The 24,052-nt window shown below is 72.8% G+C and carries 21 protein-coding genes; 15 read left to right on the plus strand and 6 right to left on the minus strand.

Going from position 1 to position 24,052, the window contains the following annotated elements:
- The first annotated feature begins 1 nt into the window (after position 1).
- The 9 genes from AB0K17_RS25295 to AB0K17_RS25335 all read left to right on the plus strand — a co-directional run bounded on the left by AB0K17_RS25295 (position 2) and on the right by AB0K17_RS25335 (position 7,374).
- Positions 2 to 613, plus strand: coding sequence for a riboflavin synthase (locus tag AB0K17_RS25295; RefSeq protein ID WP_365968623.1), 612 nt, complete (start codon positions 2 to 4; stop codon positions 611 to 613).
- Positions 610 to 1,260, plus strand: coding sequence for a nicotinamide mononucleotide transporter family protein (locus AB0K17_RS25300; RefSeq protein ID WP_365968624.1), 651 nt, complete (start codon positions 610 to 612; stop codon positions 1,258 to 1,260). The genes AB0K17_RS25295 and AB0K17_RS25300 overlap by 4 nt, the downstream gene beginning before the upstream one ends.
- Positions 1,257 to 2,537, plus strand: coding sequence for a bifunctional 3,4-dihydroxy-2-butanone-4-phosphate synthase/GTP cyclohydrolase II (locus tag AB0K17_RS25305; protein ID WP_365968625.1), 1,281 nt, complete (start codon positions 1,257 to 1,259; stop codon positions 2,535 to 2,537). The genes AB0K17_RS25300 and AB0K17_RS25305 overlap by 4 nt, the downstream gene beginning before the upstream one ends.
- Before the next feature lie 46 nt (positions 2,538 to 2,583).
- Positions 2,584 to 3,069, plus strand: a complete 486-nt coding sequence (gene ribH / locus AB0K17_RS25310) for a 6,7-dimethyl-8-ribityllumazine synthase (RefSeq protein WP_365968626.1) — start codon at positions 2,584 to 2,586, stop codon at positions 3,067 to 3,069.
- Between the two features lie 33 nt (positions 3,070 to 3,102).
- Complete coding sequence (locus tag AB0K17_RS25315) at positions 3,103 to 3,372, plus strand: phosphoribosyl-ATP diphosphatase (RefSeq protein ID WP_109278790.1); 270 nt, start codon at positions 3,103 to 3,105, stop codon at positions 3,370 to 3,372.
- A 60-nt stretch (positions 3,373 to 3,432) separates the two neighbouring features.
- Positions 3,433 to 4,281 (plus strand): ATP phosphoribosyltransferase, encoded by an 849-nt coding sequence (gene hisG / locus AB0K17_RS25320; protein WP_344434068.1) that lies wholly within the window; start codon positions 3,433 to 3,435, stop codon positions 4,279 to 4,281.
- A gap of 32 nt (positions 4,282 to 4,313) precedes the next feature.
- Positions 4,314 to 4,778, plus strand: a complete 465-nt coding sequence (locus AB0K17_RS25325) for a PH domain-containing protein (protein ID WP_365984333.1) — start codon at positions 4,314 to 4,316, stop codon at positions 4,776 to 4,778.
- 164 nt (positions 4,779 to 4,942) lie between these two features.
- Entirely contained in the window at positions 4,943 to 6,274 is a 1,332-nt protein-coding gene (locus AB0K17_RS25330) for a hemolysin family protein (RefSeq protein ID WP_365968640.1), read from the plus strand.
- Positions 6,271 to 7,374, plus strand: coding sequence for a hemolysin family protein (locus AB0K17_RS25335; protein WP_365984334.1), 1,104 nt, complete (start codon positions 6,271 to 6,273; stop codon positions 7,372 to 7,374). The genes AB0K17_RS25330 and AB0K17_RS25335 overlap by 4 nt, the downstream gene beginning before the upstream one ends.
- Positions 7,375 to 7,573: 199 nt before the next feature.
- On the opposite strand, the gene AB0K17_RS25340 is transcribed toward AB0K17_RS25335, so the two are convergent.
- Together AB0K17_RS25340 and AB0K17_RS25345 are read right to left on the minus strand one after the other, a co-directional pair.
- Positions 7,574 to 9,481, minus strand: coding sequence for an AAA family ATPase (locus tag AB0K17_RS25340; RefSeq protein WP_365984335.1), 1,908 nt, complete (start codon positions 9,479 to 9,481; stop codon positions 7,574 to 7,576).
- A gap of 523 nt (positions 9,482 to 10,004) precedes the next feature.
- Positions 10,005 to 10,628: a hypothetical protein gene (locus AB0K17_RS25345; protein ID WP_365984336.1), complete on the minus strand. Its 624-nt coding sequence runs from the start codon at positions 10,626 to 10,628 to the stop codon at positions 10,005 to 10,007.
- A 164-nt stretch (positions 10,629 to 10,792) separates the two neighbouring features.
- Here AB0K17_RS25345 and AB0K17_RS25350 point away from each other — a divergent pair, with 164 nt between their 5' ends.
- Together AB0K17_RS25350 and AB0K17_RS25355 are read left to right on the plus strand one after the other, a co-directional pair.
- Positions 10,793 to 12,148, plus strand: coding sequence for a C39 family peptidase (locus tag AB0K17_RS25350; protein WP_365984337.1), 1,356 nt, complete (start codon positions 10,793 to 10,795; stop codon positions 12,146 to 12,148).
- Positions 12,149 to 12,768: 620 nt separating this feature from the next.
- Positions 12,769 to 14,949, plus strand: coding sequence for an EAL domain-containing protein (locus AB0K17_RS25355; protein WP_365984338.1), 2,181 nt, complete (start codon positions 12,769 to 12,771; stop codon positions 14,947 to 14,949).
- An 8-nt stretch (positions 14,950 to 14,957) separates the two neighbouring features.
- On the opposite strand, the gene AB0K17_RS25360 is transcribed toward AB0K17_RS25355, so the two are convergent.
- From AB0K17_RS25360 to AB0K17_RS25370, 3 genes are all read right to left on the minus strand, one after another.
- Entirely contained in the window at positions 14,958 to 15,389 is a 432-nt protein-coding gene (locus tag AB0K17_RS25360) for a DUF779 domain-containing protein (RefSeq protein WP_365984339.1), read from the minus strand.
- 101 nt (positions 15,390 to 15,490) lie between these two features.
- On the minus strand, positions 15,491 to 16,270 hold the full coding sequence (locus AB0K17_RS25365; RefSeq protein WP_365984340.1) for a class F sortase: 780 nt from the start codon (positions 16,268 to 16,270) through the stop codon (positions 15,491 to 15,493).
- A 19-nt stretch (positions 16,271 to 16,289) separates the two neighbouring features.
- Complete coding sequence (locus tag AB0K17_RS25370) at positions 16,290 to 16,946, minus strand: hypothetical protein (protein WP_365984341.1); 657 nt, start codon at positions 16,944 to 16,946, stop codon at positions 16,290 to 16,292.
- A 396-nt stretch (positions 16,947 to 17,342) separates the two neighbouring features.
- On the opposite strand from AB0K17_RS25370, the gene AB0K17_RS25375 reads away from it, so the two are divergent.
- Together AB0K17_RS25375 and AB0K17_RS25380 are read left to right on the plus strand one after the other, a co-directional pair.
- Positions 17,343 to 17,729: a VOC family protein gene (locus AB0K17_RS25375; protein ID WP_365984342.1), complete on the plus strand. Its 387-nt coding sequence runs from the start codon at positions 17,343 to 17,345 to the stop codon at positions 17,727 to 17,729.
- A gap of 532 nt (positions 17,730 to 18,261) precedes the next feature.
- Positions 18,262 to 19,293: a hypothetical protein gene (locus AB0K17_RS25380; RefSeq protein WP_365984343.1), complete on the plus strand. Its 1,032-nt coding sequence runs from the start codon at positions 18,262 to 18,264 to the stop codon at positions 19,291 to 19,293.
- Between the two features lie 36 nt (positions 19,294 to 19,329).
- Here AB0K17_RS25380 and AB0K17_RS25385 read toward each other — a convergent pair whose 3' ends face one another.
- Positions 19,330 to 20,130 carry an alpha/beta fold hydrolase gene (locus AB0K17_RS25385; protein ID WP_365984346.1) on the minus strand — a complete coding sequence of 267 codons (801 nt, stop codon included), beginning with the start codon at positions 20,128 to 20,130 and terminating at the stop codon, positions 19,330 to 19,332.
- A 106-nt stretch (positions 20,131 to 20,236) separates the two neighbouring features.
- Here AB0K17_RS25385 and AB0K17_RS25390 point away from each other — a divergent pair, with 106 nt between their 5' ends.
- Both AB0K17_RS25390 and AB0K17_RS25395 read left to right on the plus strand, forming a co-directional pair.
- On the plus strand, positions 20,237 to 21,394 hold the full coding sequence (locus AB0K17_RS25390) for a cytochrome P450 (RefSeq protein WP_365984344.1): 1,158 nt from the start codon (positions 20,237 to 20,239) through the stop codon (positions 21,392 to 21,394).
- Positions 21,395 to 21,468: 74 nt separating this feature from the next.
- Positions 21,469 to 24,052 (plus strand): beta-ketoacyl synthase N-terminal-like domain-containing protein (locus AB0K17_RS25395; RefSeq protein ID WP_365984345.1); only part of this gene is annotated, 2,584 nt, incomplete at its 3' end.

Raw genomic sequence — 24,052 nt, forward strand, 5'->3', positions numbered from 1 at the left:
CGTGTTCACCGGAATCGTCGAGGAACTGGGCGAGGTCGTCGCCGTCGAGAAGCTGGGCGACTCCTCCCGGTTCCGCCTGCGCGGCCCGCTCGTCACCGACGGCGCCGCGCACGGCGACTCGATCGCCGTCAACGGCGTGTGCCTGACCGTCGTCGAGAGCGCCGACGGCGAGTTCACCGCCGACGTCATGGCCGAGACCCTGACCCGCTCCAGCCTCGGCGCCCTCGTCCCCGGCTCCCGCGTCAACCTGGAGCGGCCCATGGCGCTCGGCGGACGCCTCGGCGGCCACCTCGTCCAGGGCCATGTCGACGGCACCGGCACGATCACCGCGCGCGTGCCCGGCGAGCACTGGGAGATCGTGCGGATCGCGCTGCCCGCCGGCCTGGCGCGCTACGTCGTGGAGAAGGGCTCCATCACCGTCGACGGCGTGAGCCTGACCGTCGTCGAGGCCGGTGACGACTACTTCACCATCAGCCTCATCCCCACCACCCTGCAGCTGACCACCCTCGGCATCAAGCAGCCCGGCGACCCCGTCAACCTCGAGGTCGACGTCCTCGCCAAGTACGTCGAGCGGCTGCTCGGCGGCCGCGGCACCGCGGAGGCGAGCGCATGAGCGCCCTCGACTGGCTCAACGCAGAGGCCTTCGCGCTCTTCGGCCAGCACGTCATCTGGTCCGACATGATCGGCAACACCATCGGCCTCGCCGCCCTCGCCCTCGGCTGGCGGCGCTCCATATGGACCTGGCCCGCCCAGTTCCTCTCCGGCCTCATCCTCGTCGCCGCCTACGCCTCCGCGCACCTGAGCGGCGGCATCGGCAAGCAGCTCCTGGTCATCGGCGTCGCCCTGTGGGGCTGGCGGCAGTGGACCCGCGGCAGGCAGCAGGCCCAGGACGGCACCATCGCCGTGCGCTTCGCCACCTGGCGCGAGCGCGCCCTGCTGCTCGCCGGCACCGCCGTCGGTACCCTCGCCGTCGGCACCCTGTTCACCGCCGTGCCGGAACTGTCCTGGAACCCCTGGCCGGACGCGTACATCTTCGTCGGCACCCTCGCCGCGATGGTCGCCCAGGCCCGTGGGCTCGTGGAGTTCTGGTTCGCCTGGCTCCTCGTCGACGTCGTCGGCGTCCCGCTCGCCTTCGACAGCGGCCTCGCCTTCTCCGGCCTCGTCTACATCGTCTACTTCGCCCTCGTCCTGTGGGGCCTGCGCGACTGGTGGCTGCGCTCGCGGATCACCGGCACGGTTACGGAAGGAGCAGCGGCATGACCGCCCTGCAGAGCTGGTACGCGAGCGACGAGATCGTCCTCGACCCCGTCGAGCGCGCCATCGCCGACATCGCCGCCGGCCGGCCCGTCGTCGTCGTCGACGACGCCGACCGCGAGAACGAGGGCGACCTCGTCGTGGCCGCCGAGAAGGTCACCACCGAGATCGTCGCCTTCATGATGAGCGAGTGCCGCGGGCTGATCTGCGTGCCCCTGGAGGAGCAGGACGTCGACCGGCTCGACCTGCCGCAGATGGTCGAGCGCAACACCGAGTCCATGCGCACCGCCTTCACCGTCTCCGTCGACGCCACCCGCGCCCACGGCACCGACACCGGCATCTCCGCCGCCGACCGCGCCACCACCATCCGCCTGCTGGCCGACCCCGCCGCCATCCCCGGCGACTTCGTCCGCCCCGGCCACGTCTTCCCGCTGCGCGCCAAGCCCGGCGGCGTGCTGGCCCGCAACGGCCACACCGAGGCCGGCGTCGACCTCGCCCGCCTCGCCGGACTGCGGCCGGCCGCCGCCATCGTGGAGATCGCAGGCGAGGACGGCGCCATGCTCCGCCTGCCGGAGCTCGTGCCCTTCGCCCGCAAGCACGGGCTGTCCATCATCTCCATCGAGGACCTCATCGCCCACCGCCGCGCCGCCGAGCCCACCGTCCGCCGCGAGGCCGTCACCTCCCTGCCCACCGCCCACGGCGAGTTCCGGGCGTACGGCTACCGTTCCACCCTCGACGGCGTCGAGCACATCGCGCTGGTCGCCGGCGACCTCGGCGACGGCGAGGACGTCCTGGTGCGGGTGCACTCCGAGTGCCTGACCGGCGACGTCTTCGGCTCGCTGCGCTGCGACTGCGGCCCCCAGCTGCAGGCCTCACTCGAACGGATCGCCACCGAGGGCCGCGGCGTCGTGCTGTACCTGCGCGGCCACGAGGGCCGCGGCATCGGCCTGCTGCCCAAGCTGCGCGCCTACCAGCTGCAGGAGGACGGCCGCGACACCCTCGACGCCAACCTCGAACTGGGCCTGCCCGCCGACGCCCGCGACTACGCCGCCGGCGCCCGCATCCTCACCGACCTCGGGGTGCGCTCCCTGCGGCTGATGACCAACAACCCCGACAAGACCGCGGCCCTGGTCCGGCACGGCCTGAAGGTCACCGGCCGCGAGCCCATGCCCGTCCAGGCCGGCGAGCACAACCTGCGCTACCTGCGCACCAAGCGCGACCGCATGGGCCACGACCTGCCCTGGCTGGACGGCGGGCACGTCTCCGCCTGCGGCAACCAGTGACCGACCGGACCACACACCACATCCACAGGGAAGAAGAGGGAAGAACGTGAGCGGTAAGGGTGCCCCCCAGCTGAGCGTGCGCAACTGCCAGGACCTGCGCGTCGCGGTCGTCGCGGCCCAGTGGCACGAGAAGGTCATGGACGGCCTCGTCGACGGTGCCCTGCGGGCCCTGCACGAGCTCGGCATCGACGAGCCGACGCTGCTGCGCGTCCCCGGCAGCTGGGAGCTGCCCGTCGCGGCCAAGGTCCTCGCCGGCCGCGGCTACGACGCCGTCATCGCCCTGGGCGTCGTCATCCGCGGCGGCACGCCCCACTTCGACTACGTGTGCCAGGGCGTCACCCAGGGCCTGACCCAGGTCTCCGTCGACACGGGCGTCCCCGTCGGCTTCGGCGTGCTCACCTGCGACACCGACGAGCAGGCCCTGGACCGGGCGGGCCTGGAGGGCTCGAGCGAGGACAAGGGCCACGAGGCGGTCACCGCGGCCGTCGCCACGGCCGTCACGCTGCGCTCGGTGGCCGAGCCCTGGCACTGATGCGGGGCGGGGGCGGCGTAGGGTAGGACCACCATGTCCAAGAAGACGTTCGAGGAGCTCTTCGCCGAGCTCCAGCAGAAGGCCACCGGCGACCCCGCCACCTCCCGCACCGCCGAGCTGGTGGGCAAGGGCGTGCATGCCATCGGCAAGAAGGTCGTCGAGGAGGCCGCCGAGGTCTGGATGGCCGCCGAGTACGAGGGCGCCGAGGCCACGGCCGAGGAGATCTCCCAGCTGCTGTACCACCTTCAGGTGATGATGGTGGCCCGGGGCATCTCCCTGGACGACGTATACGCTCATCTCTGATCCCCTGGATCACAGCGACCCCCTCACTTTTTCCGTTTCTCGCACGAAGGACACCCCCTCATGCTGCGCATCGCCGTTCCCAACAAGGGTTCTCTCTCCGAGCCTGCGTCGGCGATGCTCCATGAGGCCGGCTACCGCCAGCGCAAGGACCGCAGGGAGCTGGTCCTCGTCGACGCCGCCAACGACGTCGAGTTCTTCTTCCTGCGCCCGCGCGACATCGCGGTCTACGTCGGCTCCGGCAAGCTCGACATCGGCATCACCGGCCGCGACCTGCTGCTGGACTCCGGCTCCCGGGCCGAGGAGATCATGCAGCTCGGCTTCGCCGGCTCCACCTTCCGCTACGCCACCCGGCCGGGCACGGCCAAGGACGTCGGCGACTTCGGCGGCATGACGATCGCCACCTCCTTCTCCGGCCTGGTCACCAAGCACCTGGCCGACAACGGCGTCGACGCCTCCGTCGTCCACCTCGACGGCGCCGTCGAGACCGCCATCCAGCTGGGCGTCGCCGAGATCATCGCCGACGTCGTGGAGACCGGCACCACCCTGCGCAACGCCGGCCTGGAGATCATCGGCGAGCCGATCCTGCACTCCGAGGCCGTCGTCATCCGCCGCACCGGCGCCCCCGCCGACGACCCCAAGGTGCAGCAGTTCCTGCGCCGTATGCAGGGCGTCCTGGTGGCCCGCCGCTACGTGATGATGGACTACGACATCCGTGTCGAGCACGTCGAGCGCGCCGTCGCCCTCACCCCCGGCCTGGAGTCGCCCACCGTCTCCCCGCTGCACCACGAGGGCTGGGTCGCCGTCCGCTCGATGGTCCCCGCCACCGACGCCCAGCGCATCATGGACGAGCTCTACGACCTGGGCGCCCGCGCCATCCTCACCACCGGCATCCACGCCTGCCGCCTCTGACGGACCGCCCGCGCCCGAGGAAGACCACCGAAGTGACCACCCCCGCACCGGCTGCCGGCCTGCCCGCCCTGCCCGTCACCTTCCGCCCCACCCGCACCCGCGTCGTCCTGCTCGGCACCGGCTTCGCGCTGCTCGCGGTGCTCACGGTGATGTCGTTCATGCTGCAGACGCTCACCACGGGGGACCGGGTCACCTTCATCTGCACCGGGCTCCTCGGGCTGGCGGTCCTCGCCCTGCTCAGCCGCCCCAAGGTCGTGGCCACCCAGGACGGTGTCACCGTCACCAACCTCACCACGACCCGGCGGCTGGCCTGGGCCCAGATCGTCCGCGTGAACCTGCGCTCCGGCGACTCCTGGGTCCACCTCGACCTCTCCGACGGCACCAGTCTGCCCGCCATGGGCATCCAGACCGGCATCGCCAAGCAGCAGGCCATCGCCGACGCCCGGGCCCTGCGCGCCCTGGTCGACGCCCACGGCACGGGCCGCTCCGGGACCTGAAACCGTGTCGCCCACGGTTCCTTGATTACTCTGGTGCCACGGGCACACACGTGCCCCGCCCCGCACCCGGGGCACCTGCGAACCGAGGAGTGACGTACTCCGGCAATGGACGGATCGTCCTGTAGTACCTGCGCCGCCCCCCACAGCGAGGCGGCGTCATGAGCATCACCGTGTCCCTGCTGCTGCTCGCGGCGGCCCTGCTCCTCATCCTGGCGAACGGCTTCTTCGTCGCCGCCGAATTCGGCCTGGTGACCGTCGAGAAGCCCGAGGCCGAACGGGCCGCGGCCGACGGCGACGCACGCGCCCGCACCGTCGTCGCCTCCCTGCGCGAGCTGTCCTTCCAGCTCTCCGGCACCCAACTGGGCATCACCATCACCTCCTTGGTGGTCGGCATGCTCGCCGAGCCCGCGCTCGGCCGGCTGCTCACCGGGCCGCTGGCCGCCCTCGGCGTACCGGCCGGCGCCGCACCCGGCACCGCCGTCGTCGCCGGCATGCTGCTGGCCTCCGCCGTGCAGATGGTGATCGGCGAACTCGTGCCCAAGAACTGGGCCGTCTCCCGGCCCCTGCAGGTCGCCCGGTTCGTGGCCGGCCCGCAGACCCTCTTCTCGCACCTCTTCCGACCCATGATCGCCCTGCTCGACACGGTCGCCAACCGGCTCGTACGCGCCCTGGGCGTCGAGCCCGCCGAGGAGCTGGCCTCCGCCCGCACCCCCGGCGAACTGGTCTCCCTCGCCCGGCACTCCGCCCGGGCCGGCGCCCTGGAGCAGGACACCGCCGACCTGTTCGTGCGCACCCTCTCCCTCGGCGGCCTGACCGCCCAGCACGTGATGACCCCCCGGGTGAAGGTCAGCGCCCTGCAGTCCACCGCGACCGCCGAGGACGTCCTGAACCTCACCCGCGCCACCGGCCTGTCCCGCTTCCCCGTCTACCGCGAACGCCTCGACGAGGTCGTCGGCATGGTCCACCTCAAGGACGCCCTCGCCGTCCCCGGCCCCGAACGGCTGCGCACCACCGTCGGCCGCATCGCCGTCGCCCCCCTGCTCGTCCCCGGCTCCCTGCCCGTGCAGCCCCTGCTGGAGCGGCTGCGCAGCGAACAGCCCATAGCCGTGGTCGTCGACGAGTACGGCGGCACGGCCGGGGTCGTCACCCTCGAGGACATCGTCGAGGAACTCGTCGGCGAGGTCCGCGACGAGCACGACGCCGCCGACGCCGGCCGCCCCGACCTCACACCCGTGCCCTGCGAGGACGGCCGCCAGGCCTGGGACGCCGAGGGCAGCAGCCGCCTCGACGCGCTGCGCCGCATCGGCCTCGAAGCCCCCGACGGCCCCTACGAGACCGTCGCCGGACTCGTCGCCGACCTGCTCGGCCGCATCCCCGTCCCCGGCGACCGCGCCGAGCTGCCCGGCTGGCGGCTGACCGTACGCCGCGTCGGCCACCACCGCGCCGAACGCGTACGACTCGTGCGCACCGAGACCGCGGCGGCGGTGCAGCGATGAACCTGCTGCAACTCCTCTTCGCCCTCCTGCTGGTCCTCGCCAACGGCTTCTTCGTCGGCGCCGAGTTCGCCCTCGTCTCCGTGCGCCGCAGCCAGATCGAGCCCAAAGCCGCGGCCGGCTCCGGCCGCGCCCGCACGGTCCTGACCGGCCTGGAGAACCTGCCGCAGATGATGGCGGCCGCCCAGTTCGGCATCACCATGTGCTCGCTGACCCTCGGCGCCGTCGCCGAACCCACCGTCGCCCGCGTCCTGGAACCCGCCTTCCACGCGATCCGGCTGCCCGACGGGCTCGTCCACCCCCTCGGCTACGTCATCGCCCTCGCCCTCGTGGTCGTCCTCCACCTGGTCGTCGGCGAGATGGTGCCCAAGAACCTGGCCATGTCCGCCCCCGACCGGGCCGCCCTGTGGCTCGGCCCCGGACTGGTCACCTTCGCCCGGCTGTGCCGGCCCGTCACCCGCCTGCTCGGCGCCTGCGCCCACGCGGTGCTGCGCCTCTTCCGCGTCGAACCCAAGGACGAGGTCGAGGCCGTCTTCACCAGCGAGCAGCTCAACCGGCTCGTCGAGGACTCCCGGCAGGCCGGCCTCCTCGAACCCGAACAGCAGGAACGCCTCGAGGACGCGCTCGGGCTCGGCAGCCGGCGCGTCACCGAGGTCCTGCTGGACCCGGCCTCGCTCGTGACCGTCGACCCCTCGGTCACCCCCCGGCAGGTCGAGGAGCTCACGGTACGCACCGGCTACTCCCGCTTCCCCATATGCGCCGCACCCGGCGGCACCGTGATGGGCTACCTGCACGTCAAGGACGTCCTGGACCTGGAGGACCGGGAACGGGCCGTGCCGCAGCACGTGTGGCGGCGCGTCGAGACGCTGCGGGCCGAACTGCCGCTCGACGACGCGCTGACCGTGATGCGGCGGGCGGCGGCGCACCTGGCCGCTGTCGCGGATGCGTCGGGCAGGATCCTGGGGCTCGTGGCCCTGGAGGACGTCCTGGAGATGCTGGTCGGCGAGGTCCGCGACCCGTCCCACCGCGAGATCCTGACGGAGCCGGTGGTTCTCCCCGGCCCCGCCCTCTCCCCGTCCCCGAGCGGGGCTGCCGCCCCCTAGGCCGCGTCCGGCGGGTCGTGCAGCGCCCCGTAAGGGGCGCGGGGCGGTGTCGATCTGCGGCTGCCGCCGCGTGGGCGCGATCAGCCGGCGACGGCCCGCAGCTTGCACGCCACCCGGGGTCCGGGCAATCTGCGGGCGCGTCGTGGCTTGTCGCGCAGTTCCCCGCGCCCCTACGGGGCGCCGTGGTCAAGCGCCGCCGTCACGGCGCCGGGTCCTGGGGGTCGTGGGGGTCCGCCGCGCCGCGGCGCCTCGTGCTCCAGCCGGGGCCCGAGAGCACCTCGCCGTACGCCTGCATCAGGTCCGCCAGCCGCAGTGTCGCGAGGTCCTCCCGCGTCGGCGTCCCCCCGTACCCGGACAGCCGCAGATCCCGGTACGCGCAGCTCTTCTCGTACAGCGTGCGCAGGAAGCGTCCGTTGCCGAGCTCGTCGATCCAGCCCTGCTCGACCACGTGGGCGCTGATGCTGCGCAGTTCGTCCAGGGCCTCCTCGTCCCAGCAGTCGCCGTTCTCGTCGGCGAGGACTTCGCCGATGCTGGTGAGCTCGGCGGGGCGGTAGCTGGGGAAGTCGACGCGGGTGGTGAAGCGGGAGGACAGGCCGGGGTTGGCGGCCAGGAGGCGGTCCATGCCCTCGGGGTAGCCGGCGAGGATGACGACGAGGCGGTCGCGGTTGTCCTCGGCGCGTTTGAGCAGGACCTGCAGGGCCTCGTCGCCGTACGCGTCGCCCTTGCTGTAGCCGGAGTTGGACAGGCTGTAGGCCTCGTCGACGAAGAGCACGCCGCCGAGGGCGGAGTCGATGAGGTCGTTGGCCTTGACGGCGGTCTGTCCGAGGAACTCCCCGACGAGATCGGCCCGCTGGGCCTCGACGAGGTGGTCGCCGCCGAGCAGTCCGAGGGCGTAGAAGACGCGGCCCAGGATGCGGGCGACGGTGGTCTTGCCGGTGCCGGAGGGGCCGGAGAAGACGAAGTGCCGTTTGGGGGGCTGGACGGGCAGGCCCTGGCCGGCCCGCAGCCGGGCCATGTGCAGCTGGGCGGACAGGGCGCGCACCTGTCGTTTGACGGGTTCGAGGCCGACCATGCGCTCCAGTTCGGCCAGGGCCCTGGCCAGCAGCACCGGGTCCGGGCGGCCGGGCAGCACGTGCGGCCCGGCCTGGGGCGGGACGCGGAACTTCTCGCGGATGCCGTCGGCCTCGACGGGTGCGCTGCCGGCGGGCTCGGGGCCGCTGTCGGTGAGCAGGTCGAGGGTGTCGACGGGCTGGGCCTCCGGCTCGCCGCCGCCCTCCGTGCCGTCCGCGGGCCCGCCGCCGACGGGGACGGCGGCCAGGTCGATGGGGTCCTCGCCGCCGAGGGTGTCGCCGTCGGCGATGGTGGTGAGCCGGGCGGAGGTGTCCATGAAGGAGGGGTCCACGCGGTGGACGGCCCGGTACAGCGGCAGGGCGGCGGCGCTGCGCCCGGTGCCCTCGTGGGCGCGGGCGAGCCAGTAGCGCAGCTCCTTGCGCTGCGGCTGTTCGCTGCGGCAGCGCATGAGCGCGGCGGACAGCAGGGGTTCGGCCTGGCCGTACATCTCCAGGCGCACCCGGGCCATGCCGCCGAACAGGCCGGCCTCGATGCCCAGCAGCGGGTCGTCCAGCAGCGGGTCGGTGTGCCGGACGAGCTGCTCCCAGTCCTTGACGAGGTAGGCGCGGCAGGCGTGCAGGAAGCGCACCTGGGGGTCGGTCTCCACCGGCGGGCAGCCGGCCAGGGCCCGGTCGAGCTCGGGGACGTGGCGCCCGTCGAGCCAGTGGGAGGCGTGGGCGAGCAGCAGGTCCCGGTGGCTTTCGAGGACCGGCTGGACCCACCAGCCCAGCCAGTACCAGGAGTTGAGCGGGCGCCGGTGCCGGGAGCGCTGCTCGCCGAACCGGTCGCGGTGGCGGTACATGCGCAGCAGTGCGGTGGTGGTCTCCGCGCGCAGCGCGTGCAGCCCGAGCCAGGCGTCGGCCATGCCGGGATCGATGCGGACGGCGGTGCGGAACTCCTTCTCCGCCTCCGTGTAGGCGCCCATGGTGTAGGCCTCGACGGCGCGCAGCCAGGCGAGGTCGGCCGGGGCGGGCGGGCCCTGCATGCCGAGATCCATCACGTCCCCCACAAACCTGCCCCCGTAGCGTCCCGTGCCGCCGGGCGAGTGCCTTGGCCGCGCCTTGTTACGAACCGCTGTGCTGTGGACGGGAGTTGACCAGCAGTGCCGGCGCCTCCGCCGAGGTGCCCGGGGGCAGTCCGCCGGTGGGGTGCGCCGCCTCGCATCGTACCTGCGCGCTCGGGGTCGGCCGAAGGGTGCGGGGGCGCAGTTCGCGGCGTGGGCGTGCACCGGGGGCGGTCGGGAAAGCGACCCGCAGAGCGATCACTGTGGGTGATGCGGGGACGCGGTGCGCGCGGACAAAGGCGACGAATCACCGGCCCGGGGGCAGTACGAAGCCCCCGATCACGGGGGAACAACCGGGGGCTTCGCGACTGCAAGCGGCCTTGGACGGCCGCACATTGAGAACGTAAGTCCTGTACGCCCCCCGGGTCAAGCGCAGTTGGGCCACTCGGTGTGATCGTTCGCGGACCAGGCCGGGACCCGACGGCCGCTCCTCACGCAGGGTGAGCAGGAGTCCTCGTCAGTCGGTTTTCCGGGGCATCTCCAGCACCTCGTACCCCTCCTTGCGCTGGAGTACCAGGAGTTCGGCAAAGGGGCGGGTGGGGTCGGTCAGGAAATGCGCCTGCTCCGCCCGCTTCCAGCCGTCCCAGAATTCGGTCAGCCCGGGACCGTCGCGGAGTTGACCCCTGGCCCAGGAGTCCTCATGAGGCAACTCCATCCACAACAGGCACGCGAGATACGGGCGTACGTCCCGGCGGCCCGCCCCGACGCCCTCCACCAGGACCACCGGGGCGGCCGGCAGCTCCCGCTCGGGCCCGAAGCGCCGGGCCACCCAGTCATAGGCCCGGTAGCGGCCGTTCTCGCCCTGCAGGAACGGTTCGAGCACCCCGGTGCGCAGCCGCCCGGTCCACTCGAAGAGCTCCTCGTGGGTGGCCAGGTCGTCCAGGTGCAGCACCGGCGCCCCGCCCAGGGCCCTGGCCAGGCGCCCGGCGAAGGTGGTCTTGCCCGAGCCCGCGTGCCCGTCCACGGCGACCAGCCGCACCGGACCGGCGGAGGGCGGCAGCGCCGCGAGGTACCGGGCGAGGTCCTCGACGCCGGCCGGATGCCGCGCCGGGTCCGTGGCCCGTCCGTTTCGTTCGTTCACCGCACCACCCTAGGTCGTGCCCTTCGGGCGGACCGGGCGGCTTCGAGGGCGCGCCGCGCGGGAATCAGTGGACGGGGCCGTCCGAACGGCGATAGTGGTCCGGCCCGGCACCGGGCCGGTCCCGTCCGTACGCCCGTCCACTCTTCGACTGGGGGAGCACCGTCATGTCCAGCAGACCCACTCCGCGCCGTACCGTGCTCGCCGCCCTCGCCGTCGCCGCGGCCGCGGCACCGCTGTCCGCGGCGGCGTCCGCGGTCGCGGCCACCGCCGACCCGGCCGGCTGCATCGACAACCGCTCCTGGACGACCTTCCCGCAGTGGGCCGGCGGCAAGGGCGCCGGCACCCGTGTCCTGGGCGGCGAGCGCCCCGGGCTGGTGCTGGAGCGGCCGCTCGGCACCCTGGAGTACGCCGACCCGCACACCGGCAGCTCGGCGCGCTGGGAGTACGCCAGCTGGAGCTCGCCGGTCCATGTGCCGGCCGCGCCGGCCACCGAGATCGTCGTCTCCTGGAACGCCCGCACCCCCGCCGGCACCTGGCTGCAGGTGGAGCTGCGCGCGGCCTACACCGACGGCGCGCACAGCCCCTGGTACGTCATGGGCCGCTGGACCTCCGGCGACGGCCCCGGCGACATCCGGCGCACCTCGCTCGACGGCCAGGGCGACGGCAGGAGCGCGGTGTCCACCGACACCCTGGCCGTCTCCGACAAGGCGAGCGGGGTGCGCCTGGCTTCGTACGAGGTGCGGCTCACCCTCCTGCGGCGCCCGGGCACCGCGCTGACCCCCGTGGTGTGGCGGCTGGGGGTGATGGCCTCGGACATCCCCGACCGGTTCACCGTGCCGGCCTCCCGGCCGGGGGAGGGCGCGGGCCACCGGCTGCGGGTGCCGCGCTACTCGCAGGAGATCCACAAGGGGCAGTACCCCCAGTACGACAACGGCGGCGAGGCCTGGTGCAGTCCGACCTCCTCGCAGATGGTCGTCGAGTACTGGGGCCGCAGGCCCTCCCGCGAGGACCTCGCCTGGGTCGACCCCTCCTACGCCGATCCCCAGGTCTGCCACGCCGCCCGCCAGACCTACGACTACCAGTACCAGGGCTGCGGCAACTGGCCGTTCAACGCCGCCTACGCCGCCACCTACCCCGACCTGCAGTCCGTGGTCACCCGGCTGCGCTCGCTGGCCGACGCCGAGCGGCTGATCCGGGCCGGGATCCCGCTCATCACCTCGCAGTCGTTCCTGGCCTCCGAGCTCGACGGGGCCGGGTACGGCACGGCCGGGCACCTGATGTGCATCGCGGGCTTCACCAAGGACGGCGACGTGGTCGCCCACGACCCGGCCAGCCCCTCGGACGCCGCGGTCGAGCGGGTCTACCGGCGCCGGCAGTTCGAGAACATCTGGCTGCGCACCCTGCGTCGCAACGCACAGGGCGAGGTCAGAAGCGGCTCCGGGGGCGTGTGCTACCTCTACTTCCCCGTGCGTCCCACGGCCCGTCAGGCCAGGGCGCTGGCCTCGGTCGGGGTGCGCTGAGGCGCCGGTCGCGGGGCGGTGCCCGGTGCTCCGCCCCGCCACGGGACCCCCACAGTTCCGTACATACTTCCTCCATGTGATCATTTGCTGTGGATCAAGGAGTGGTCACCGCTCGATCACCGAAGCGTCTCGGAGACGGCCCGCGGGGGCCGCGAGGTGCGCCGGGAGAGACGGATGTCACGCGATCGGATGGTTTCGGATCGGCAGGACGGGTCAGTCCGGGGAGGGCGAAGGCGCGGGGCGGGTGGCTGAATGCGGATGACCGTTTTCCGTTTGCTGCTTCCCTTCGAACGAACGATCAGTAGCCTCTGCTCAGTACTCCCATCCGCCCCAACCCCCTCGTGACCGAGCTGGAGACACAGTCTGATGGAGCGTCCCGTCCGGGCCCCTCAGGGCATCGACCTGTCGCGCGACCTCGACCGCGCGGTTTGTTCTGCGCCGCTGACGACCCCTCAACAGGACGCCCGGACCGCCCGGTGCGCCACCACGCCGGACGGAAATGCCGTACGGTCGGGGGAGCCGGGGGTGGGGTGGCGGCCGTGACCCGAGCGTTCGGTGGCAGAATGCTGCCCGTGAAGCAAACCGTCGCCCCGGTTTCGTACGCAGCCATGGATTCGGCCATGGGTACCACCGGCCGTGCCGCCGTCCGCGACGACCGGCTGCAGCGGTTCGCCGCGATCTGGAGCCGGGCGGTCCACCCCACGGTGACGGCTGCCGTCTCCCGCGCCGAGTTCGAGCGCTCCCTCGTGCCGCTGGCCGGCGTCCTGCGCGACGCCCTGCACGCCCGCCCCTTCGACCCCCGCCCCGCCCACGACGTCGGCGCCGCCCTCGTGGGCGCCCACTGCACCGACCCCGCGGCCCTGCCCCTGATCCTCGGCGTCATCGACGCCTACCTCGTGCTCTACCTGCCGCCCGAGCACCCCATGCCCGCCGAGGAGAGCCGCGCCCGCTGCTCCCGCCTCCAGCACGCGGTTGCCGCCGGCTTCGCCCGCGCCCTCGGCGAGCGCACCCGCGCCGAGCAGCAGGCCCTCACCGGTGCCGCCCGCGCCGCCCAGGCCGAGGCCGAACGCGCCCTGCACGCCAGCGAGACCGGCTTTCGCGCCGTCTTCGAGAAATCCCCCGTCGGCGTGGGCATCGCCGACACCGAGGGCCGCATCCTGGACGTCAACGAGGCGCTGGTGCGCATGTTCGGCAGCCCCGAGGGCACCCGCGCCACCGGGCGCAACGCCGGCGAGTTCGTCCACCCCGAGGACGCACCCGAGTTCTGGACCCTCTACCGCGAACTCGTACGCGGCGACCGCGACCACTACCGCATCGAGAAGCCCTACTACCGCAGCGACGGCAGCGTCCTGTGGACCGAGATGTCCGTCACCCTCCTGCGGGACGCCGCCGGCCAGCCGCAGTACCAGCTGGCCATCATGGAGGACATCACCGAGCGCCGCCGCCTGCACGAGCGCCTGCGCTACCAGGCCACCCACGACCCCCTGACCGAACTGCCCAACCGCACCCTGTTCTTCGAGCGCCTGGACGGCGCCCTGCGGCCCTCGCCGGACACCGGCACCCCCGGCCGGTTCGGCCTGTGCTACCTCGACCTCGACGGCTTCAAGGCCGTCAACGACAGCCTCGGCCACACGGTCGGGGACCGCCTGCTCGTCGCCGTCGCCGACCGGCTGCGCGCCTGCGCCACCTCCCCCCGCGAACTCGTCGCCCGGCTCGGCGGCGACGAATTCGTCGCCCTCGTCCACGACCCCGCCCCCGGCGAGGCCCCGGCCCTGGCCCGGCGCATGCTCACGGCCCTCGCCGACCCCGTCCGCCTCGACGACCGCGACCTGTCGGTGCGCGCGAGCATAGGCGTCGTCGAGGGCGCCGCCGGCGAGCTCGAAGCGGCGGAGGTCCTGCGCAGCGCCGACATCACCATGTACCGGGCCAAGGCGGCCGGCGGCAACCGCTACGAGCTGGCCGACGCCGACTCCGACGCCCGCGTCATCGTCCGGCACGGCCTGACCACCCGGCTGCCCGCCGCCCTCGACAACGGCGAGTTCTTCATCGAGTACCAGCCGCTCGTCCGGCTCGACGACGGCACCGTACGCGGCGCCGAGGCACTGGTGCGCTGGCTGCACCCCGTCCACGGGGTCCTCGGCCCCGACCGCTTCATACCCCTGGCCGAGAGCACCGGGCTCATCGTCCCGCTCGGCCGCTGGGTGCTGGAACAGGCCGTCCGCCAGGCCCGCGCCTGGCACGCCGCCGACCACCCCTTCCGCGTCAACGTCAACCTCTCGCCGTCCCAGCTGCGCCACCCCGCCCTCGTCGCCGACACCGTCGCCGTCCTCTCCGGAGCCGGCCTGGACCCCTCCGCCCTGTGCCTGGAGGTCACCGAGAACGCCCTCATCGGCGCCGACGAGGCGGAACTGCGCCCCCTGCGCCAACTCGCCGACCTCGGCGTCGACATCGCCCTCGACGACTTCGGCACGGGCTACTCCAACCTCTCCTACCTGCGCCGGCTGCCGGTCAGCACGCTCAAGCTCGACCGCTCCTTCACCCGCGGCATGCAGTGCGCCCCCGCCGACCCCGTCGACGTCAAGATCGTGGAAGGCATCGTCTCCCTCGCCCACACGCTCGACCTGTCGGTCACCGTCGAGGGCGTGGAGACCGGCACGCAGGCCGACCACCTGCGGTTACTCGGCTGCGACACGGCCCAGGGCTGGTACTACGCCCGCCCCGGCCCGCCCGACCGGCTGCACGCCCTCTCGCTGGCCGACGCCGCCGCCTGCCCGGCCGCCGCCCCGCCGGCCGTCTCCTGACGGGCAGGTCAGCCGGCTCCCTTGTGCAGCTCGTCCAGCGTGTCCAGCACGCGCGCCTCGGCGTCCGTGAGCAACCGCGAACGGATCAGGAAGCGCACGCCCTCGGGCGCCTCCAGCGAGAAGCCGCTGCCGCGGCCGGGCACCACATCCACCGTCAGGTGGGTGTGGCGCCACAGCTCGAACTGCTCGGCGGCCATCCAGAACCCGACGCGCTCGGGCACGCCCTCGACGGTCAGCTCCGCCAGCAGCACGTCCGAGCCACCGGTGCGGAACTCCCCGAGCGGATAGCACATGGGCGAACTGCCGTCGCAGCAGCCGCCGGACTGGTGGAACATGAGCGGCCCGTGCCGCTCCCGCAGCCGCCGGACCAGCCGGGCGGCGGCGGGTGTCAGGGCGATGCGGGAGACGGCGGGAACCTGCCGGCCTAAGTGGGGGTCCATCGGCTCATCCTCCTCGACGTACCGAGAGGGGACAGCCTGCCCCGGAGTGCAACTGATCGCCAGGTCGTGGGCGTTGGTCGGGCTCGGCAGGGGTCGGTTCGTCAGGCCCGGGGCCGTACCTGTGCCTGTGCCCGTGCCTGGGTCTGGCTCTGGCTCTGGCTCTCGTCCTCCTCGCCGTCCTCGGTCGGGGCGGCAGGCGACGGCTTGGGAGCGGTGGCGGTGTGGCCGACGCCTGTGAGATAGGCCGAGACCACGACGTTGGCGGTGTACTCGTGCTTGGCGCGGTTGTAGTCGCCCCCGCAGGTGATCAGGCGCAGTTCGGCGCGCTCGGGGTCCTTGGGGGCGTACACCTTCTCGTCGTCCCAGTGGTCCTTGTCGACGACCGTGACGTCCTCGACCGTGAACTCGGCGACGCTGCCGTCCTTGCGCGTGACCGTGATCTTCACGCCGCGCTTGATGGTGCTCAGTTCGTAGAAGACGGCCGGGGACTGCTGGGTGTCCACGTGCCCCACGAGGACGGCGGCACCCGTGCTGCCGGGGGCGGGCCCGTCCTGGTACCAGGAGACGGCGTTGGGCCTGCTGTACGGAGGCGTCTCGACACCGCCGCGAGGATCGAGGCCGTGGGCCTCGATCGGGGCCTCCAGCCCCATGGCCTTGATGGCGAGCCCCTGGGGGCCCGCCCCCGGCAACGGATCGATCGCCGGGGGCAGGCCGCGCGCATGGGTACGGTGCGGTGCGGCCGTGGCACCGGTCTGCGGAGCCGAGGTCGTCGACTCGTCGACGGTGTGGTGACCGCACAGCCACAGGGCGAGCAGCAGGGCCGCCCAGGCCGTTCCCGTCAGCAGGCGGCGATTCTTGCCGCCCGTGCGCGCTGATGACATGACGCAGGTCAGCCTCCTGTTACCGCTTCGCCGCGTTCACGCGACGGCGGTACCAGATCAGGCCACCGGCCATGCCCACCGTGGCGCCCGCCAGAGCGAGTGCCGGGGTGCTCACGGTCGAGGACTCCTCGGCCGCGACGGTCGCCGTGGCACCGCCGCCCGCGTGGTTGCGGCCGTGCGGACGCCCGTGGTCGTGGTCGCGACCGTGGTCGTGGTCCCGACCGTGCTCGCGCCCGTGGTCGTGGTCCCGACCGTGGTCGTGGTCACGTCCGTGGTCGTGGTCACGTCCGTGGTCGTGGTCCCGACCGTGGTCGCGCCCGTGGTCGTGGTCACGTCCGTGGTCGCGGCCGTGGTCGTCGCGGTCGTGGTCACGTCCGTGGTCGCGCCCGTGGTCGTCGCGGTCGTGGTCACGTCCGTGGTCACGCCCGTGGTCGTCCCAGTCGTGGTCACGTCCGTGGTCGCGGCCGTGGTCGTCGTCGCAGTCCCGGTCACGGTCGTGGCGGCCGTGGTCGTGGTCGTCGTCGCAGTCCCAGTCGGAGTGACCGGCCACGAGACGGCTCTCGACCTGACCGGCCTTCACGGCGGCCGAGCTGTCGAGGGCGAATGCGGCGGCGGGTGCGGCGACGACGGCGGCTGCCGTCAGAGCGCCACAGAGAGCGGTACGAATTGACTTCATTGGGTGTACCTCCTTCGAATCCGAGATTCACCCGGCAATCCGGACGGAGCATCTGCACGGTAGTCGTATTGCTCCATTCGGTAGTGGATCAGGTCCGGACGGGGGAGGCGGACCCCGGTTTTCCGGGGGAAAACCGGGCCCGTCCGGCGTGGCTCGCCCGCTGCCCGCCGCTCGCCGCAGTAAAGGGGGCGGCGTGTCGCCCGTCGTCGGCATCAGGTCGTTGACCTGCGGCGATGTCGCGACCTAGACTGATCATCATGACTGCCGGGTCGGCCTTGGGCCGCGAGCGAAAGAGTTGCCCGGCCTCCGAGTGAGGACGGGGCGGGCCAGGAGCCCGCCACTGCCGGGGACCTTCCGCACCCTCTTTCCGTCCCTGCGTCCCTGACGAGGAACCCCATGACAGTCCAGCTCAACCACACCGTCGTCCACGCCACCGACAAGCGGGCCTCGGCCGAATTCCTTGCCGGCATCCTCGGCCTCCGGGCCGGCGCCCCCTTCGGGCCGTTCGTCCCGGTCGACCTGAGCAACGACGTCACGCTCGACTTCTACGAGAACACCGAACTGACGCTGACCCCGAGCCACTTCGCCTTCCTCGTGCCCGAGGGGGACTTCGACGGCATGATCGACCGTCTCGAGGCCGCCGGGGTGACCTACTACGCCGACCCCCATCACGGCCAACCGGGCCGGATCAACACCCTGTTCGGCGGCAGGGGGGCGTACTTCGCCGACCCCGACGGCCACAACATGGAGATCATGACCCGCCCCTACGTCCGGCCCGCGTAGCCGTATCCTGTCGATCCATCGGCATGGCGCTATGACGCCATGAAGATTTGTCGCTTTTTCTGATCCCCGGCCCCCGCTCGCCACGAGCACGTCGCGACGTAGGCAAGATGTGAACCGGACAGGTGCAGCGCACTGTTCGGGGACGTTTCAACAGGCTTGACACGCGGGCGGGGACGGCGATCAGAATGTTGCAGTTCTTGATTCGTTCCGTTCTTGATTCGTTCTGTTCGTTTTGGGTCGAGCAAGTGGATCCGGCGAAGTCGGCCGTCGAACGCGGCCTGCCGGTCGGGGGGATACGTGTACAGAACCGACACATCCTGCACTTGCCCCGTACCCGACCGATGAGTGGCCTCCCCAAAGACGGGCGATTTTCCCGGCCGGCGGGAACGGCCGCTTTCTCTTTTTGCACGGCGGATCCTGGCGCGGCAGCGCCTGTCATGACGCGATCACCGCATTTTTCTGACTGCAGAAGTGAACAGACCTCCGGCCGTTCCGCCGGGGACGACAGACATGCAGCCGAGAGGGTCGATCGATGATCAAGAACCTGGAGATGGGACGTAGCCTGCGCCCCGAAGGGCCCACCGGCCCCGAGCGGCGCCCCCCGACGCACAGCGCACATCTGGTGGAACGGGTGCCGATCGAGGCCCTGAAGCTCACGGACTCCCCGCGCACGGCCGGGGAGGACGCCGAACACGTCCGCACACTGGCCGAGATGGACGTCGACCTGCCACCGCTCGTCGTGCACCGCTCCACCCTCAACGTCATCGACGGCGCCCACCGGCTGCGCGCCGCCGTGCTGCGCGGCGACGACTTCGTCGACGTGTGCTTCTTCGAGGGCAGTACGGCCGACGCCTTCGTCCTGGCCGTCGAGTTGAACGGCACCCACGGCCTGCCCCTGTCGCTGGCCGACCGGAAGGCGGCCGCCGAGCGGATCGTCGCCACGCACGGGCACTGGTCGGACCGGCGCATCGCCAAGGTGGTGGGCCTGGCCGCCAACACCGTCGGCGCCATACGCCGGTGTTCAACTGCTCATGACGAGCAGTTGAACACCACCGTCGGCCAGGACGGCCGCGTCAGGCCGCGCAACTCCGCCGAGGGCCGTCGCCGGGCCGAGGCCTACCTCGAGGAACACCCCGAGGCGTCCCTGCGGGAGATCGCCAGGGCCGCCGGCATCTCACCGGCGACCGCGAGCGACGTACGCCAGCGCATCCACCGCACCGCAGCGCACGACGGGCCGCCGCCGGACGCCTTACCCGCGGCGCAGGCCGCGCCCGGCACACCCGCGTCACTGCGCCGCACCGGCTACCGCGCCCCCAAGAGGATCAGCGCCGACGTCCTCACCAGCCTCACCAAGGACCCCTCCCTGCGCTTCACCGCCGCAGGGAAGATCCTGCTGCGCTCGCTGCGGATCTGCGCCGTCGACGCCGAGCAATGGGCGCGCATCGTCGACGCCGTCCCGACCCACCGGCAGGAGACCATCGCCTCCCTCGCCCGGGAATGCGCCGTGATGTGGCAGAACCTCGCCGACCGGCTCGCCGAGCGCGTCGGCGCCACGGCCCCTTGAAAAGTCCTGGGACGGACCTGGGAGGCCCCGAAAGTATCAGGCCGCCTTCAGGAAAGCGGTCGCGTCGCGGAAGAAATCGGCCCTGGAGACGACGGAGTGACCTGCCCTTTGATACTCGATCCCCTTCGCCCCCGGAATCGCATCGGCGGTCTGCCGGAACATCTCCGTGGGCCACAGGTGATCCCGTGCCCCCCATACCACCAGCACGGGCACCGCCACCCGGTGCAAGCGGTCGTGGACATCGAAGGCATCCTCGGCCAGCAGCATCGCCTTCATGTCCGAGTGATCCGCCGGCGGCCTGTCGAACCGGCCCGCGATCCACAGCGGTACGACGAGGAGCCCGCGCAGCAGCGGGTCGCGGGTGATGGCCGGGGCAGCCCGGTGCATGGCCGACCTGCCACGCTCCGCCGCCGCGAGCATGTCACGGTGGAACCGCCGCCCCACCGGTCCCAGCGCATGGGCGGCGCCCGCCAGCACCAGCCGGCTGATCACCCCCGTCGGGTGGTCGACCGCCAGCTGCAACGCGACGGAACCGCCCGTGCCGTGCGCCACGACGGGCACGGGCCGTCCGAATTGCTCGCGCAGGGCGGCCGCATGCTCGCCGGCTATCTCGCCCATGGTCGTACCCGGCACCATGCCCGGCCGCCGATTCGTCCAGAAAACCCGGTACCCGGCGGAGACGAAAGGCCTCACCAATCGCGCGGCGGCAACCCGTTGGGCACCGGGACGCGGCACCGTGTGCGTCATCGTGAAATCCGAGAGGTACACCAATGGCGTGCCCGTTCCGAACGCCAGGTAGGGAAGTCCGGTGCTGAAGAACCCCTGCTCCATCGGCATGTTCACGAACACACCCTCCATGGGCTGACGGCGACGAGAAGGCTAGAGTGCATTTCGTTCCCGACAGAAAACTTAGCCACAGGTCACCTCTGGAAAGGAACCGGGAGTGCTGCACACCGACTTACTGGGGCCGCTGCCGGAGCTGTTGCACAAGGGCGACACGACCGCGCCCACCCGGGTGCGCACCCCCACCGGTGACGACCTGTGGCTGGTGAGCGATTACGCGCTGGCGCGCACCGTCCTGACCGATCCGCGCTTCAGCCGGGCCGCGGCCGCCGCGCCGCACGCCCCCAGGCTCAACACGGCCAGCCCCTCCCCGTCCTCGATCATGAGCATGGACGGCCACGACCACGCCCGCCTGCGGCGCGTCACCGCGGCCGCCTTCACCACCGGCAAGGTCGCCCGCCTGGCACCCATGGTGCAGGAGGTGAGCGACGGCCTCCTGGCGGACATGGCCCACCAGGGCCCGCCGGCCGACCTCGTCACCGCCTTCGCCGCCCCCCTGCCCGTCGCCGTGCTCGGCGCCCTGCTCGGCGTCCCGCCGGCCGACCGGCCCGTCTTCGACGCCTCGGTGGAAGTCCTCTTCGACATCACCGCCAGCAGCGACGAGCAGAAGGCCCGCCACCGCCTCCTGCTCGTCGACTACATGGCCGCGCTCATCGACCGCAAGCGCCGCAGTACGGACGACGACCTGCTCACCGAGCTCATCCGCGCCCACGACGACGGCGTGCTGTCCCGGGCCGAACTCGTCAGCCTGGGCCTGGCCCTGCTCACGGCCGGGTACGAGACGACCGTCGGCCAGATCGCGCTGGCCGCCCTCGCCGTCCTCCAGGGCGTCCTGCCCCCCTCCGCCCTCACCGACCCGACCCGGGCCGAGGGCACCGTCGAGGAACTCCTGCGCACCACCCCCTCGACCCCGCTCAGCTTCCCCCGCGTCGCCACCGAGGACGTCGACCTGGCCGGCGTCGTCGTCCGCGCCGGCGAGGGCGTCGTCGTCTCCCTCCTGCACGGCAACCGCGACGCCGCCGTCTTCGCCGAACCCGACGCGATCCGCCCCGGCAGAACCACCCCCCACCTCGCCTTCGGCCACGGCATCCACCGCTGCCTGGGCGCCCCCCTGGCCCGCCTGCAGATCCGCACCGCCCTCGCCGGGCTCTTCACCCGCTTCCCGGCCCTGACCCCCGCCGCCACCCCCGGCGAAGCGGTGGTGTGGAAGGACGGCCTCGTCACCCGCGGCCTGGCACGGCTCGTCGTCACCTGGTGACCACCGCACCGGTGGGACGGCGCCCGGGCCCACCGCTCCCCACGCAGCAGTCGAGCAAAGGAGCTGAACGCCCCATGGCCGCACACCGCACCGGTGACAGCACCGAAGCACAGCAACCGGCCACGGAGGCGACGGCCGGCGGCGTCGCCGCCGGGGACGAGACGGCCGAGCCCATCGCCGTCGTCGGGCTGTCCTGCCGCTTCCCCGGCGCGGCCTCGCCGGCCGCGTTCTGGCGCCTGCTGTGCGACGGCACCTCCGCGGTCACCGACCTCGCCGGCACCGGCCGGCGCGAGGGCCGCCTCGCCGGCGCCGACCTCTTCGACGCCGACTTCTTCGGCATCTCGCCCCGCGAGGCCGACGCCATGGACCCCCAGCAGCGGATCGTCCTCGAACTGAGCTGGGAGGCCCTGGAGGACGCCGGCGTGCTCCCCGCCCGCCTGCGCGGCACCAGGACCGGCGTCTTCATCGGAGCCGCCTCCCACGACTACGCCTTCGTCCTGCACCGCGACGGCGCCGCACCGCCCACCCACCACGCCACCCCGGGCACCCAGCGCAGCCTCATCGCGGGCCGCGTCTCCCACGCCCTGGACCTGCGCGGCCCCAGCGCGACCCTCGACACCGGCCAGTCCTCCTCCCTGACCGCCGTGCACGCCGCCTGCGCCGCCCTGCACGCCGGGGAGAGCGAGCTGGCGCTCGCCGGCGGCGTCCACCTCAACCTCGCCGAGCAGAGCGCCCGCCTCGCCGAAACCTCCGGCGCGCTGTCCCCCGACGGCCACTGCCGCACCTTCGACGCCCGCGCCAACGGCTACGTCCGCGGCGAGGGCGCCGGCCTCGTCGTCCTCAAACCCCTCTCCCGCGCGCTCGCCGACGGCGACCGCGTCTACGCGGTGATCGCCGGCAGCGCCGTCACCCACGGCGGCCGGAGCGACGGCCCGACCGTCCCCAGCGCCCCCGCCCAGGCCGCCGCGGTGCGCGGCGCCTGCGACCGGGCCGGCATCGCCCCGGCCGACGTCCAGTACGTCGAACTGCACGGCACCGGAACCACCGTGGGCGACCCCGTCGAAGCCACCGCCCTCGGCAACGCCCTCGGCGCCGGCCGGCCCGCCGGGGACCCGCTGCGCGTCGGCTCCGTCAAACCCGGCATCGGCCACCTGGAGGCCGCGGCGGGCATCGCCGGCCTGATCAAGGTCGCCCTGGCCGTCGCCCACGACGCCCTGCCGCCGACCCTGAACTTCACCGCACCCGGCCCCGCCATCGACCTCGACGCCCTGGGCCTGCGCGTCCAGACCGCCCTCACCCCCTGGCCCCGCCCCGGGCACCGCAAGGTGGCGGGCGTCTCGTCGTTCGGCATGGGCGGCACCAACTGCCACGTCGTGCTCTGCGCACCCCCGGCCGCCGCGCGCCGGTACGCGTCCGCGGACCCGGACGAGGCGGAAACACCGGCTGCACCGGGCGGGCTGCCCTGGGTGCTGTCCGCCCGCAGCGAGGCAGCGCTGCGGGCCCAGGCCCGGCGCCTGCACCGGCACCTCGAACAGCACCCGGCCCTGCGCCCCGCCGACGCCGCCTACTCCCTCGCCGCCACCCGTACCTCCTTCCCGCACCGGGCCGTACTCCCGGCCGCGGCCGGGAGGGAGGAGGCCCTGGCCGGCCTGGCCGGCATCGCAAGCGGCCGGACGCCGTCCACGGCAGTCACAGGAGTGGTGCGGGACACCAGGGACGTCGTCCTCGTGCTACCCGACGGCGAGGACGAGACCTGGGCGGACCGGGCACACGAACTGTTCGGGGACGTCGAGGCGTTCCGCATCCGCAGGGAGGAATGCGCGCAGGCCTTCGCACCCGCCGCACCACCCCGGCGCTTCTCGCTGCTGGTCGCTGTCGCGGCCGTGTGGGCGGCGTACGGCATCGAACCCGCCGCAGTCGTCGGCGCCCCGCACGACGCGGCGGCGGCCGCAGTCGTCACCGGCACGCTGCCCCTGACCGAGGCGGCACGCCTCCTCACCGAGGGGGAGGCGGTGGATGCCCGGATCACGCCCCCCGAAGGCGTGGACGACCTGCCCGCGAACGCGCTCCTGACCGACATCACCGCCGCCGATGCGCCCTGCCTCCTGACAGCACTGGCACGGCTCCACGTCGCCGGAGCGGACGTCGACTGGACGGCGGCCTTCCCCGAGGGCTCCGCGAGGGTGACCGACCTCCCCACGTACGCCTTCCAGCGCACCCGCCACTGGTGGCCCACCGCCGACGCCCCCGACCACCGCGCCCCGGACCGCCCCGCCCACCCCCGTACCGGACGCCGCCTGGTGCTCGCCACGGTCGCGGACGTCCTCGGTCGCAGCACGTTCGACGCACAGGCGTCCTTCCGGGACCTGGGCCTGGATTCGCTGATGGGGGTGGAGCTGCGGAATCGGCTGTCGGCGGAGACGGGTGTGGCATTGCCGTCGACTGTCGTCTTCGACTATCCGACGCCCGACGCGCTGGCGGGACATGTGGAGTCGCTGACAGGAATTCCCGGCGCCTCGGAAAAGAGCGACGAACAGCCTGCCATTTCCCGGGATGTGCTGGTTGATGATCCGGTGGTGGTTGTGGGTATGGGGTGTCGTTTTCCGGGTGGGGTGGTGTCGCCGGAGGGTTTGTGGGGTGTGGTGGGGGGTGGGTTGG

The organism is Streptomyces sp. NPDC049585 (assembly GCF_040675615.1).
In the GTDB taxonomy this organism is placed as follows: Bacteria; Actinomycetota; Actinomycetes; order Streptomycetales; family Streptomycetaceae; genus Streptomyces; species Streptomyces luteosporeus.